Here is a 13629-nt window from a genome sequence, read left to right on the forward strand (position 1 = left end):
GGTCGGGGCGGGGAAAATGCCTGGTCGGTGGGGGCGGGGGCGCTCATACTCGGGCATGTGTTCCTGACGATCAGTACCTACGGCAACCCGGAGCGACCCGCGACCGATCTCGGATTCCTGCTGCACAAGCATCCCGAGCGGGCCCAGGCGTTCCCGACTTCGCACGGCACGGCGCACGTCCTCTATCCCGAGGCGAGCGTCGAGCGGTGCACGGCGGCACTCCTCCTGGAGGTGGACCCCGTGGCGCTCGTGCGCCGCGGCAAGGGCAAGGGCCGGGGCGGCGCCCCGGACTCGGCGCTCGCGCAGTACGTGAACGACCGGCCCTACGCGGCGTCCTCGCTGCTCGCGGTCGCGCTCGCCCGGGTCTTCAAGACCGCGCTGCACGGCGAGTGCAAGGCGATGCCCGAGCGGGCCGCCGCGCCGCTGCCGCTGCGCGTCGAGGTCCCCGCGCTCCCCGCCCGGGGCGGCGCGGGGCTGGTGCGGGCGCTGTTCGGGCCGCTCGGATGGGACACGGTGGAGGCCGAACCGGTGGTCCTGGACGGGGAGTTCCCCGAGTGGGGCGACTCGCGTTACGTGCGTCTCGTCCTGGAGGGCGAGCTGCGGCTCGCGGACGCGCTCAACCACCTGTACGTCCTGCTGCCCGTCCTCGACGACGCCAAGCACTACTGGGTGGCGCCCGACGAGGTCGACAAACTGCTGCGCGCCGGTGACGGCTGGCTGGCCGGCCACCCCGAGCGGAAGCTGATCACCGCCCGCTACCTCTCGCGCCGCTGGGGTCTGGCCCGTGAGGCCACCGAGCGGCTCGAACTGGTCCGGCTCGCCGAGGCCGAGGGCCTGGACGTCGAGGACGTCGACAACGCCGTCGACGAGACGACCGACACGGAGGAGCGTCCGGTGCCGCTCGCCGAGCAGCGGCGCGAGGCGATCCTCGCCGCGCTGAACGCCTCCGGTGCGGCCCGCGTGCTCGACCTCGGCTGCGGGCAGGGACAGTTGGTGCAGGCCCTGCTCAAGGACCCGCGCTTCACCGAGATCGTCGGTGTCGACGTGTCCGCCCGCGCCCTGGGAATCGCGGCCCGCCGGCTGCGGCTCGACCGGATGGGTGAGCGGCAGGCCGCCCGGGTGACGCTGACGCAGGGCTCCCTCGCGTACACCGACAAGCGGCTGGCCGGCTACGACGCGGCCGTGCTCAGCGAGGTGATCGAGCACCTGGACCTGCCGAGGCTGCCGGCCCTGGAGTACGCGGTGTTCGGCTCGGCCCGGCCCCGTACGGTCATCGTGACCACGCCGAACGTCGAGTACAACGTGCGCTGGGAGTCGCTCCCGGCCGGACACGTCCGGCACGGCGACCACCGCTTCGAGTGGACCCGCGAGGAGTTCCGGGGCTGGGCGGCAGGCGTCGCCGGGCGGTACGGGTACGCGGTCGAGTTCGGCCCCGTGGGCCCGGACGACCCGGAGGTCGGGCCGCCGACCCAGATGGCCGTCTTCAGCCGGACCGAGGACCGTACCGACCCCCGGACCGAGGACCGTACCGACCCCCGTGCCGAGGACCGTACCGACCCCCGGACCGAGGACCGTACCGACCGCCGTACCGACGAGACCTTGAAGGAGGTCACGGCATGACCCGCACCCTGCCCGTCACCGATCTGTCCCTCGTGGTGCTCGTCGGTGCCACCGGTTCCGGCAAGTCCACCTTCGCCCGGCGTCACTTCAAGGCGACCGAGATCGTCTCCTCCGACTTCTGCCGGGGGCTCGTCGCCGACGACGAGAACGACCAGTCCGCGAGCAGGGACGCCTTCGACGTCCTCCACTACATCGCGGGCAAGCGCCTGGCGGCGGGGCGGCTGACCGTCGTCGACGCCACCAACGTGCAGCAGGAGGCCCGGCGTCAGCTGGTCCAGCTGGCCAGGGCGCACGACGTGCTGCCGATCGCGATCGTCCTCGACCTGCCCGAGGAGGTGTGCCGCACCCGGAACGCCGCCCGGCCCGACCGGGCGGACATGCCGGCGCACGTCATCCAGCGTCACCGGCGGGAGCTGCGCCGTTCGCTGCGCGGTCTGGAGCGCGAGGGCTTCCGCAAGGTGCACGTGCTGCGTTCCGTGGAGGAGGTCGAGGACGCCGAGGTCGTCCTGGAGCGCCGTTTCAACGACCTGCGGCACCTCACCGGCCCCTTCGACATCATCGGTGACATCCACGGCTGCCGCTCCGAGCTGGAGACCCTGCTCGCGAAGCTCGGCTACGTCGACGGCCACCACCCGGAGGGGCGGACGGCCGTCTTCGTCGGCGACCTCGTCGACCGCGGCCCCGACTCGCCGGGCGTCCTGCGCCGGGTCATGGCGATGGTGGCCGCGGGCGACGCCCTGTGCGTCCCGGGCAACCACGAGAACAAGCTCGGCCGGTGGCTCAAGGGACGGAAGGTGCAGGAGACGCACGGACTGGCCGAGACGATCGAGCAGTTGGGGCACGAGAGCGAGGAGTTCCGGGCGGAGGTCGGGCAGTTCATCGAGGGGCTCGTCAGCCACTACGTCCTCGACGGCGGGAACCTCGTCGTCTGCCACGCCGGTCTGCCGGAGAAGTACCACGGCCGGACGTCCGGGCGGGTGCGCTCGCACGCGCTCTACGGGGACACCACGGGCGAGACCGACGAGTTCGGGCTGCCGGTGCGCTACCCGTGGGCGGAGGAGTACCGGGGGCGGGCCACCGTCGTGTACGGACACACGCCCGTGCCGAACACCTCCTGGATCAACAACACCATCTGCCTCGACACCGGGGCCGTCTTCGGCGGGAAGATGACCGCGCTGCGCTGGCCGGAGCGCGAACTCGTCGACGTACCGGCCGAGCGCGTCTGGTACGAGCCGGCCCGGCCGCTCGCCACGGAGGCGCCCGGCGGGCACCAGGGGCGGCCCCTGGACCTGGCCGACGTGCACGGGCGGCGGACCGTGGAGACCCGTCACCTCGGGAACGTCGCCGTGCGCGAGGAGAACGCCGCGGCGGCCCTGGAGGTCATGAGCCGGTTCGCGGTCGACCCGCGGCTGCTCGCCTACCTGCCGCCGACCATGGCGCCGACCGCCACCTCGAAGGAGGAGGGCTACCTGGAGCACCCGGCGGAGGCCTTCGCCCAGTACCGGGCGGACGGCGTCGAGCGGGTCGTGTGCGAGGAGAAGCACATGGGCTCCCGCGCCGTGGCCCTGGTCTGCCGCGACGAGGCGGCGGCCCGCGAGACGTTCGGCGTCACCGGCGTGACCGGCGCCCTGCACACGCGTACCGGACGGCCCTTCTTCGACGATCAGGACGTCACCGAGGAGGTCCTCGGCCGGCTGCGGACCGCGATCGGTGCCGCGGGCCTCTGGGACGAGCTCGACACGGACTGGCTGCTGCTCGACGGCGAACTGATGCCGTGGTCCCTCAAGTCGGCCGGGCTGCTCCGCGCGCAGTACGCGGCGGTCGGCGCCGCCTCCGGCGCCGTGCTCCCCGGGGCGATCGACGCCCTGGAGCGGGCGGTGGGACGCGGGGTCGAGGGGATCGACGGGCTGCTCGCCCGGCAGCGGGAGCGGGCCGTGGACGCGGCGGCCTTCACCGAGGCGTACCGCAGGTACTGCTGGCCGACCGAGGGCCTGGAGGGCGTGCGGTTCGCGCCCTTCCAGCTGCTCGCGGCGCGCGGGCGCTCGCTCGCGGCAGTGCCGCACGACGAGCAGCTCGCCTGGCTCGACCGGCTCGTCGAGCACGACCCGACCGGGCTGCTCCAGGTCACCCGCCGGCTCGTCGTCGACACCGGCGACGAGGCCTCGGTCCGCGCCGGCACCGACTGGTGGCTGGAACTGACCGGAGCGGGCGGCGAGGGCATGGTCGTCAAGCCGCTCGCGGCGCTCGTCCGCGACGCCGGGGGCCGGCTCGGGCAGCCGGGCGTGAAGGTGCGCGGCCGGGAGTACCTGCGGATCATCTACGGCCCCGAGTACACCCGCCCGGAGAACCTGGAGCGGCTGCGGCAGCGCTTCCTCGGCCACAAGAGGTCGCTCGCGCTGCGCGAGTACGCGCTCGGCCTGGAGGCGCTCGACCGGCTGGCCGAGGGCGAGCCGCTCTGGCGGGTCCACGAGGCCGTCTTCGCGGTCCTGGCCCTGGAGTCGGAGCCGGTCGACCCGCGGCTCTGACCCGGCTCCCGTGAAACGCGGGTTCCCGGCTCCCCTGGAGCGCGGGGCCCGGGCCGTTCGTGAGGCGTGGGTTTCCGGGCTCCCGCGCAGCGTGGGCTTCCGGTGCCGCGAAGCCCGGAGTCCCGGCTCCCGCGAAGCCCGGACTTCCGGCTCCCGCGAAGCCCGGAGTCCCGGCTCCCGCGAAGCCCGGACTTCCGGCTCCCGCGAAGCCCGGACTTCCGGCTCCCGCGAAGCCCGGGTTCCCGGCTCCCGCGAAGCGCGGGTTCCGGGGCGTTCGCGAAGCCTTCACGAAGGCTTCGCGAAGCCCGCCGGGTCGCTCCCACGGGGGGCGCAGGGGCGTCGGCGACGGCGCTCCCCTGCGCCCCCCGTGCTCGTTGACGCGTTTCTTCCGCACCCTCTAGCGTTCTTCACCCCATCACGTGACGCAGCGTCAATAGTGTGGCGGAGCACGTCACATGAGGTGGGAACACACACGCGAAAATGCCGGTCGGCCACCGGCGGACGGTCTTCCCCGGAGGGCCCGCGGACGGTACGGGGGTGAGCGGCGATGAGTCTCTTCGGCCAGGACCGCTCCTTCCTCCACGCCCTCCCCGCGGCCGACCGGCGGTCGCTGCTCGCCGAGGGTGCCCGGCGCGTCTACGAACCCGGCGAGGTGATGATCCGCGAACGCGACACCAGCGCCTACGTCCTCGCGCTCCTCTCCGGCTGGTCCGTCGTCTCCGTCGGCACCGAGCGCGGATCGCGGCTCATCCTCGCCCTGCGCGGAGCGGGCGAGGTCGTCGGCGACCTCGCCGCCGTCGACCGGGGACCGCGCAGCGCCAGCGTCACCGCCCTCGGCACGGTCGAGGCGGTGGCCGTCTCCGGCGACCGGTTCCGGCGTTTCCTCGCCGCCCGGCCGCACGCCACCGCGCTGATCATGCGCCAGCTCGCCACCCGGCTGCGCAGCGCCGACGTCGAACGCCGCGCGCTCGCCTCCGAGACCGTCCTCCAGCGCCTCGCCGCCCGGCTCGTCGAACTGGCCGAGCGCGCCGGACGGAGGGCGGACGGCGGGACCGTGCTCGACCTCCCGCTGCCCCAGCACGACCTGGCGGCGGCCATCGGAGCCACCCGGGAGGCGGTGGCCAAGGCGCTGCGCCTGCTGCGGGAGCAGGACGTCGTCCGCACCGCGAACCGCACCGTCGTCGTGATCGACATGCGGGTCCTGGTGCTGCTCGCGCAGGGGCGCGCGCGCCCCGGCGGAAATCCGGCGGACGAATCTCCGCCGGGTGTGTAAACGGCTACATCGCCGGTCGCGGCACGCGGCCAGTCTGGACACGCGCACCACCACGGCACCACACACAGGGAGTCCGAGAGTGAGCAGTGCGGGAGTGAACGGGGTAGCGGGCGGGATCCACCGGTTCGTCGTCTTCGGCGACATCTGCGGCTCCGGGACCCTGGACATGGCCGGGAAGGAACTGCACCGGGCCGCGATGTACGCCGCCTTCGACGAGGCGTACGGCTCCGTCGGGGTCGAACCCGGCACCTTCCACCAGGAGGACCGGGGGGACGGCATCCTCGCCGCCCTGCGCCCCGACGTGCCGCCGACCCTCATGGTCGGACGGTGGATCGACACCCTGTACGAGAGCCTCCGCGCCCACAACAGGGGCCGGAGCAGGCGTCTGCGGCTGCGGATCGGCATGAACGCGGGGCTCGTCGCCCAGGACGCGCACGGGCTCGTCGGGCGGGCGGTGGACCTCGCCGCGCGGCTCTGCGACAGCGCCCCCGCCAAGCGGATCATGGCGGAGAGCCCCGAGGTCGACCTGCTGGTCGTCGTCTCGGACTGGCTGTACGGGAACGTGGTCGCCGAGGGCGGGCGGTACGTCGAGCCGGCCCACTACCGGCCGGCCCGCATCCGGTCCAAGGAGACCGACGAGACCGCGTGGTTCCACGTACCGCGCAGGACCGCCCCGCCGCTGGCCGGATCCGAGGGGGAGCGGGCGGCGCCCGAGGGGGAGCCGCCGGTGCCCGCGGGGGGTTCACGGACCGGCGTTGGGCCGTCGCGGGGGGACGGCCCAACGCCCCGGACCGGGGGAGGGAACCGTACGTACCACGTCGGGGGAGACCTGCTCGACGTCCACGGCAACACCATCCACGGGGGTTTCACCGGCATCCGCAAGGGCTCGGGTACGGGGGCGGGTGAGCCGGAATGAGTGACCAGGACGAGGCGGCGACGGGGAACGACACCCCGGCCTCCGGCCACGACCGCGGCGACGGGGGCGGTGGCGGCCGCGGTGACGGGGGCGGCCGGGCGGACGCGCACGACCGGGGTGATCGGGGCGATCGAGGTGGCGACCGCGGGGACCGAGGCGACCGGGGGGACCGGGGCGACCGGGGCGACCGGGCGCACCGAGGCGACCGCGGGGATCGGGCGCACCGGGGCGACCGCGGCGACCGCGGTGACCGCGAAGGCGAGCGCGCCGACGGTACGGGCGAGCAGCCGCGCGAGCCCAGCGTCTTCGCCGCCGCCGACCGGGGACCCCTCGGCGGCGAGAGCGACACCGGCGGCGCCGCCACCGCCCAGCGGGCCGTCCGCACCTGGGCGGGGGCGCCCGTCGACCGCCTGACCACGATCCACGGCGACGGCACCGTCTTCGAGGGCAACCAGATCTTCGCCCTGTACGGCTCCGACCGCTCCTCGCTCTTCGTCCAGGGGCCCGTCCCGCCCGAGACGCTCGACCACCTCGGCCGGGTGTACTGCGCGACCGCCGGGTACGCCCGGATGCGGGACCGGCTCCGCGACCACCGGGTCCTCGTGCTCTGCGGCGAGCCCGGCAGCGGCCGGAAGGCCACCGCGCTCGCCCTCCTCGACGAGCTCACCGGCGGCAAGGTCTTCCGCCTCGACCCCCGCCACGGCGTCGACGAGATCACCGAGGACGTCCTCCAGGAGAGCGGCGGCCACCTGCTGGAGCTGCTCACCGAGGACGTCCGTACCGAGAGCGAGCCGCGAACCGCCCGCTCCGGCCGGGGCGAGCCCGCCGCGGCGGCCCGCCGCCCCGCGACCCGGCTCTCCGAGCTGCACCTCGACCGCTTCGGCGAACTGCTGCGCGGCCGGGACGCGTACGGGATCGTCCTCGTCGAGAACGGCGAGCTCGCCGACCGGCTCCTGCGCGGCCGGTACGGCATGTACTGCGCGCCCCCGCCCGCCGACGAGGTCCTCAACCGCCACCTCTGGCACCTCCTGCGCGCCGAACCCGACGAGGCCCTCGGCGCCGCGCGCGAGCGTGCCCGCCGCCCGGACGTCGTCCGGGCCCTCGGCCTCGAAGAACTGCGGCCCCGCGAGGCCGCCCGGCTCGCCGACCACCTCGCCCGGCACTGGCGCGGCGAGATGACGGACGGGCAACTCCTCGCCGAATGCGCCAGCTTCGTCCGCTCCCAGGCCCGCGAGTGGTTCGCCGGCGCCGACCGCCCGGGCGCGCTCCCGGAGGCGCTGCCCGTCCTGAACGCCGGCGCGTTCCGCATCGCCGTCGCCGTCTTCGACGGCTCCGCCTACAGCCTCGCCGCCGAGGCCGCCGAACTCCTCGCCTGGGAACTCGCCGTCACCCTCGATCCCGACCACGCCCCCGGGCGGCGCCTGTTCGGCACGCACGCCGAGCACCGGCCGGTGCAGGCCCGGGCGGTCCTGGAGGACGGTGAGCTGGACCTCGGCCCCGCCAAGGTGCCGGTGCGGGCCGTCCGCTTCCAGGGCGAGGCGCTCGCCGGCGCCGTCCTCGGCGAGATCTGGCACGGCTACCACAACGTCCGCGGACCGGTGGCACGGTGGCTGCGCTCCCTGTGCGACGATCCGCGCCCCGAGGTGTGGGTGCGGGCCTCCGTCGCCGCCGGGGTGCTCTGCTCCTGGGACTGGATCCACGGCTTCCGCGAGCTCGTGGTGCCGCTCGCGGTGACGGACGACCCGAGGGCCCGGATGGCCGCGGCCACCGCGCTCGCCGAGTCCGCCCGCGACCCGGAGGTCCGGCCGGCGGTCGCCGCCGTGCTCAAGGACTGGGCCGGATCCGGCGAGGACACGCTCGTCAGGACGGCCCTGCTCGCCCACGGCTACGTCCTCGCCGCCGGGAGCGTCTCCGGCTCGCTCGACGCCCTTGCCCGGGTCGTCAGGACCCGCGAGTCGACCGACGTCGAGGTGCTCGTGCCCGCCTCCTTCAGCGTCGCCCGCCTCCTCGCCTCCGGAGAACCCGAACCCGTGCTGCGCCGGCTCCACCAGTGGCTCGACGACGGCAGGCTCAACCTCGCCAACCTGGTCCACCTCGCCGTCATCCGCGCACTGAGCACCCGGACCACCCACCTGTGGGGACTGCGCGAGGTGCCCGAACTCGACGAGCACGCGGCCCGGCCCCTGCTCGTCGCGCTGCTCGCGACCCGGCCCGCGCTCGCGCCCGAACTCGCGCGGCTGCTGCGGCACACGCTCTCCACCGCCCGCTCAGGAGAGGCGGCCCTCGAAGCCCTCGGCGGCATGCTCCGGCGGGCCGCGAAGGACCCCGAGGCGCTCGGGCACGTCCGCGCCCTCCTGCCGCGCCTCGCGGTGGACCGCCGCGACCGGGACCGGCTCAGGGGACTGCTGAACGAACTCGTCCGGGACCGCGACCGGCCCCTGGACAGGAGCGCGGCGCGCCGGATGTGGGACGCCGTCACGGAAGGAGCGAACCGATGACCGGGCCCGAGCAGAACAGGAACGCGCGGCCGGACGAGCGGGCGCGGTGGGACGAGCGGGACCGCGAGGAGCGCATGCGGTACGAGGCCCGTGACGGGCGGGAACGGCAGCGGTACGACGCACGGGACGGGCGGGAACGGCAGCGGCCCGAAGGGCAGGACAGTCAGCGGTACGACGGACCGGACCGGCGGGATCGGCAGCGGTACGAGGAGCGGTACGAGCGGCAGCCGTACGAGCGGCAGAACGGCGGACAGCACCCCGGCGGCCGTGACGGGGACGAGGAACCGGACCCGGACCTCGACCTCGGCCCCGCGGGGGACGAGGAACCGGAACAGGCGCGCGGCCAGGGGCGGCGGCACGCGGCGGCCACCGGCGGATCCGCGGCCTCCGGACGGCCGCGCGGCCCCCTCGTCGGCGAGTACGCGCCCCCGTACCGCCGCCGCAGCGGCCGGGTCGCCGCCGTGCTCCTCTACCGCAACGGCGGCCACCGGGTGGTCTGGCCGGACCGCACCGAGGACGTCAACAAGCCCATGTTCGGCTCCCCGTACACCGTCTTCGAGGTGCAACTCGGGCGCAATGTCACCGAGTTCCGGCTCCAGCTGCCCGCCGCGGGCGACGGCGTCTTCTTCGACGCCGTCGCCAAGGTCCAGTGGGTGGTGACCGACCCGCACCTCGTCGTCCAGGAGCAGGTCGAGGACGTCGCCGAACTGCTCCACGACGAGCTGCTCGACGGGCTGCGGAGGGTCTCCCGGCGGTTCCGGATCACCGAGGCCCACCGCGCCGACGAGGCCGTGCGGGAGGAACTCGCCACCGGGCGCCTCGGCTTCGGCCGGGACATCGGACTGCGCACCCGGGTCCTCGTCTTCATCGACCTCGACGACACCGTCAAGGCCGAGGTCTCCCGCCGGGACATCGTCGGCGTCACCATGGAGGCCGACGAGCGCGTCGCCGAGGCGGAGCGGCGCAGGGACGCCGCCGACCGGGCGCTCGTCGCCGACCGCGCCCGCGAGATGGAGGCCCTCTTCCGGCGCGGCGACCTCGCGCAGATCGCCCACCACATGGCGATGCACCCCGACAAGCAGTGGGAGATCCGCACCCAGCTCCAGCGGGAGCGGCGCGAGGGCCAGGAGGACTACCTGCGGGTCTTCAACCGGCTCCTGGACACCGGCGTCCTCGAACGGCACGACATCGGCGAGCAGATGTACCAGGTGCTCATGTACCTGCGGTCCCAGACCGGCACCGTCCTCGGCGGCATCACCGACCGGGTCCTCAACCCCTCGGGCGACACCCCCCGGCGGCGGCGCGCCCTGGAGGAGGCCTCGGCGGAGCCGGGCGCCCCGGACTGGGACGAGGAGCAGCGGGACGAGGACCACCGGGACGCCCCGCGCGGGTCCTGGGACGAGGAGCACGGCGAGTCCCCGCGGGACCCCCGGGTCTACGAACCGACCCGCGTCGAGTCGGGCTCCGAACGGGAACGGGAGCGCGAGCGGGGGCGGTCGCGGGGCCGGCGCGACGACGGGTTCGACGACGGGCGCGACCGGTACGAGCCGGACGCGTACGACCGGAACGACCGGTACGACCGCGACGACCCGTACGACCGCGAGGGCCGCGACCGGCAGCGCCGGCCCACCAGGCCCACCCGGCCCAGCGCCGACTTCGACGACTGGGACGACGAATGAGCACCCCGGACCCGGCCCCCGTGGCCGACCGGGCAGCGGCCCCCGCCCCCGTACCCGACGGGGCGCCGGCGCCTGCCCCCGTACCCGATCGGACGCCCACGTCCGACCCGGCACCCGCGCCCGCCCCCGTACCCGACCAGGCGCCCGCCCCCGCCCCCACGCCCGACCAGGCACCCGCGCCCGCCCCCGTACCCGACCAGGCGCCCGCGCCCGCACCGTCCGAGGAGGTCCGGTTCATGGCCGAGCGGCTCCTCGCCACCGTCCGGGAGGACATCGGCCGGGCCGACACCAAGGCCGCGATCCTGCTCTCCGGCGCCCTCGCCTTCCTCGCGGTCGTGTTCTCCGGGGACCGTGCCCCGCTGCCCACCGGCGGCGTCGGGCTCGCGTTCCTGCTCGCGGCGGGCGTGCTGTGGACGGCCGGGGTCCTGATGCTCGTCTCGGTGGTCCTGCCGCGCACCCGGATCGGGGCGGACCGCACGCTCCTGCGCGAGCTGACGGCCGGTCCGTCCGCGCCCGAGCTGCGCGAGCGGCTCGGCGCGTCCGGCGCCGGCGCCACCGACTGGCTCCTCGAACAGGCCGGCGTGCACGGGCTCGTGCTCGCGGCGAAGTACCGGTGGCTGCGCCTGGGCGTGTCCGCGCTCGCGCTCGGCGCCCTCCTGGCCCTCTTCAGCGAACTGTGGTGAGAGAGAACATGCAGTGGACCAACAAGGGGAGCGCCCTGCTCCTCGCCGGGGCGCTCCTCGTGCTCTCCGGCCCGCTCGCGGCACCCACCGCCTCGGGCGCGCCCGCCCTCCGCCTGGCCCCGGGAGCGTCCCGTACCGCCGCCGAGCCCGCCGAGCCCGCCGAGGGGCCCGACCCGCTCGACTTCGCCGTGGTCGTCGACCAGTCGGCGAGCCTCGCCGAGAAGGACCTGGCGCGTGAGACCGAGGCGGCCGCGCTGCTGAGCCAGGGCGAGATATCGGAGCGCTCCCGGGCCGCCGTCATCGGCTTCGGCAGCTCCGAGAAGTCCGGCCAGTCGCCCGTGCGCGAGGTCTGCCCGCTCACCGTCGCCGACGCGGCGGGCCGCGAGCGGCTCAGCGAGTGCGTCCAGCAGCTGGGCCACATCGACACCGCCCGCATGGGCCCCGGCACCGACTTCCCGGCCGCGATCCGGCAGGCCGTCACCCGCCTCACGGAGGCCCGGCCCGACGGGGCGAAGACCCCGGCCGCGCCGAAGGTCGTCTTCCTGCTCACCGACGGGAAGCTGGACGTCGCCGACAGCCCCGAGTACGGCACCGACCGGGACACCCGACAGTCGAACGGGGCGCGGCGGCTCACCGAGGAGCTCGCCCGCGCCCGGGCGGCCGGCGTCCAGATCTGGCCGCTCGGCTTCGGCAGCGAGATCGACCGCTCCGCCCTCACCGCGATGGCCGAGGGCGGCTACCGGGGCGCCTGCTCCGACATCCCCGGCTCCGTCCCCGTCATGCGGGTCGTCGGCACCTCCGCGGAGATCGACAAGGCGCTCCAGGAGACCTTCGCCGCCGCCCGCTGCGCCCGGATCGCCCAGGGCACGGTCGGGAAGCCGCCCGCCGACCTGACCGTGACGATCCCGCCGCTCGCCACCGACGGCTCCCTCACGGTCGCCAAGCACGACCCGAAGGTGCGGGTCACGTACTACGACCCGGCGGGCCGCAAGGTGCCCGTAGGGGGCGAGTTCGACGGCTCGTCCTTCGAGGTGAGCGGCCAGGACGGGCCGGTCGAGGCGCTGCGCGTGAAGGACCCGCTGCCCGGCCGCTGGCGCGTCCACATCGAGGCGCCGGAGGGCCACGGCGACCGGGAGGTCGCCGTCCGCGCCATCTGGCAGGGCCGCCTCCGCTCCGACGTCACCCTCGACCCGGCGTCCCCGCGCGCGGGGGAGAAGGTCACCGTGCAGGTGCGGATGCAGACCCGGCGCGGCGTCGTCATCACCGATCCGCGGCAGCTCGCCGGTCTCTCGGCCTCGGCCGAGGTCGCCGGCGCGGGCTTCGCGCCCTTCACCTTCCGGCTCGCCGACGACGGCCGGGCCCCCGACGCGAAGGCCGGGGACGTCCGGTTCACCGGCACGTTCACGCTGCCCGCCGGGGCCACCGGCGACCTGGAGCTCGTCACGCGCATGGCGGCGCCCGGGATCACCTCCGACCGGCGCCCGGTGCACGCCCGGCGCGGCCCGGACGTGCCGGTGGTGACCGCGGGGCTCGCCGTCGAGCGCACCACCGTGCACCCGGGCGGCACCGTCCGCGGCACCCTCGACGTCACCAACAACGACTCCGCGCCGCACACCCTGCGGCTCGCCCTCCAGGACCAGACGCCCGGCACCGAGATCACCGTCGCCCCGACATCGGTCACCGCGGCCGCGGGCAAGAGCACCCGCATCCCCTTCACGGTGACCCTCGCCGCCGGCACGGCCCTCGGCGAACTGGGCGGCCGGATCGCGGTCGTGGACACCGGCGCCCGCGACGCCGTCCTCGACACGGCCTTCCTCGACGTCCTCGTGGTGGCGCCGCCGACCTGGTGGGACCGCTGGTGGAAGGCCGTCACCGGCGGCGCCGTCGTCGTGCTCGTCCTCGCCGTCCTCACCGCCATCCGGCTCGTCGCCCGGCGGCGGCGCCGCGACCTCACCGGGCTCACGCTCGAACTGCGCGACGACGGAAGGTCCCTGTACACGCTGACCGTCCGCAAGGGGCAGAGCGAGAGCGGGGCCTTCGCCTTCACCGTCGACGAGCCGTACGGGGGACCGCCGACGCTCCGCAACGTCCGCGGCACCGCCGCCGCCACCGCCCACGTGCTGCGCCGCACCGGCTCCGGCGAGCTGCTGCTGCGGTCCCGGGGCGCCGGGCAGGTGCCGGTCAGGGCCGGCGAGCCCATCGGCCTGGGCGACCACGAACTCGTCGTACGGGGCGGGCGCACGCCCACCCCGAGGACCCGCGACCTCCCGTGGTCGCGGCGCACCCGCGATCCCCGGCGCACCGGCTCCGGCCGCGGCTCCGGACGCGGTACGGACCCCGGCACCCGTACGGACACGGGAGCCGCCGCGGGGTCCGGCCCGGGAGCGGGCGGGGCAACCGGCGGGTCCGACACCTACGACCGCAACTTCTGACCG

The 13629-nt window shown here is 75.3% G+C and carries 8 protein-coding genes; all 8 read left to right on the forward strand.

Annotated features, from left to right (window positions below):
* Nucleotides 1–57: 57 nt before the first annotated feature.
* The 8 genes from ACN9M0_RS28150 (at nucleotide 58) to ACN9M0_RS28185 (ending at nucleotide 13626) form a co-directional block, all read left to right on the forward strand.
* Nucleotides 58–1620 (forward strand): 3' terminal RNA ribose 2'-O-methyltransferase Hen1, encoded by a 1563-nt coding sequence (locus ACN9M0_RS28150; protein ID WP_426404396.1) that lies wholly within the window; start codon nucleotides 58–60, stop codon nucleotides 1618–1620.
* Complete coding sequence (locus ACN9M0_RS28155; protein WP_366042899.1) at nucleotides 1617–4145, forward strand: polynucleotide kinase-phosphatase; 2529 nt, start codon at nucleotides 1617–1619, stop codon at nucleotides 4143–4145. The genes ACN9M0_RS28150 and ACN9M0_RS28155 overlap by 4 nt, the downstream gene beginning before the upstream one ends.
* 547 nt (nucleotides 4146–4692) lie before the next feature.
* Complete coding sequence (locus ACN9M0_RS28160) at nucleotides 4693–5418, forward strand: Crp/Fnr family transcriptional regulator (protein ID WP_399698973.1); 726 nt, start codon at nucleotides 4693–4695, stop codon at nucleotides 5416–5418.
* A gap of 79 nt (nucleotides 5419–5497) precedes the next feature.
* Nucleotides 5498–6334, forward strand: a complete 837-nt coding sequence (locus ACN9M0_RS28165) for a hypothetical protein (protein WP_426404397.1) — start codon at nucleotides 5498–5500, stop codon at nucleotides 6332–6334.
* On the forward strand, nucleotides 6331–8832 hold the full coding sequence (locus ACN9M0_RS28170) for a hypothetical protein (protein WP_426404398.1): 2502 nt from the start codon (nucleotides 6331–6333) through the stop codon (nucleotides 8830–8832). Before ACN9M0_RS28165 ends, ACN9M0_RS28170 begins: the two co-directional genes overlap by 4 nt.
* Nucleotides 8829–10511, forward strand: coding sequence for a hypothetical protein (locus tag ACN9M0_RS28175; protein WP_426404399.1), 1683 nt, complete (start codon nucleotides 8829–8831; stop codon nucleotides 10509–10511). The genes ACN9M0_RS28170 and ACN9M0_RS28175 overlap by 4 nt, the downstream gene beginning before the upstream one ends.
* Complete coding sequence (locus ACN9M0_RS28180; RefSeq protein WP_426404400.1) at nucleotides 10508–11194, forward strand: Pycsar system effector family protein; 687 nt, start codon at nucleotides 10508–10510, stop codon at nucleotides 11192–11194. Before ACN9M0_RS28175 ends, ACN9M0_RS28180 begins: the two co-directional genes overlap by 4 nt.
* Before the next feature lie 8 nt (nucleotides 11195–11202).
* Nucleotides 11203–13626: a VWA domain-containing protein gene (locus tag ACN9M0_RS28185; protein ID WP_426404401.1), complete on the forward strand. Its 2424-nt coding sequence runs from the start codon at nucleotides 11203–11205 to the stop codon at nucleotides 13624–13626.
* Nucleotides 13627–13629 lie beyond the last annotated feature (3 nt).

Origin of the sequence: Streptomyces sp. R-07 (genome assembly GCF_049913175.1) — a bacterium.
In the GTDB taxonomy this organism is placed as follows: Bacteria; Actinomycetota; Actinomycetes; order Streptomycetales; family Streptomycetaceae; genus Streptomyces.

Excerpts from the sequence above, each read along its gene's own strand:
- ACN9M0_RS28155 (WP_366042899.1), top strand. The coding sequence starts at position 1,617 with ATGACCCGCACCCTGCCCGTCACCGATCTGTCCCTCGTGGTGCTCGTC.
- ACN9M0_RS28160 (WP_399698973.1), top strand. The coding sequence starts at position 4,693 with ATGAGTCTCTTCGGCCAGGACCGCTCCTTCCTCCACGCCCTCCCCGCG.
- ACN9M0_RS28170 (WP_426404398.1), top strand. The coding sequence starts at position 6,331 with ATGAGTGACCAGGACGAGGCGGCGACGGGGAACGACACCCCGGCCTCC.
- ACN9M0_RS28175 (WP_426404399.1), top strand. The coding sequence starts at position 8,829 with ATGACCGGGCCCGAGCAGAACAGGAACGCGCGGCCGGACGAGCGGGCG.
- ACN9M0_RS28180 (WP_426404400.1), top strand. The coding sequence starts at position 10,508 with ATGAGCACCCCGGACCCGGCCCCCGTGGCCGACCGGGCAGCGGCCCCC.
- ACN9M0_RS28185 (WP_426404401.1), top strand. The coding sequence starts at position 11,203 with ATGCAGTGGACCAACAAGGGGAGCGCCCTGCTCCTCGCCGGGGCGCTC.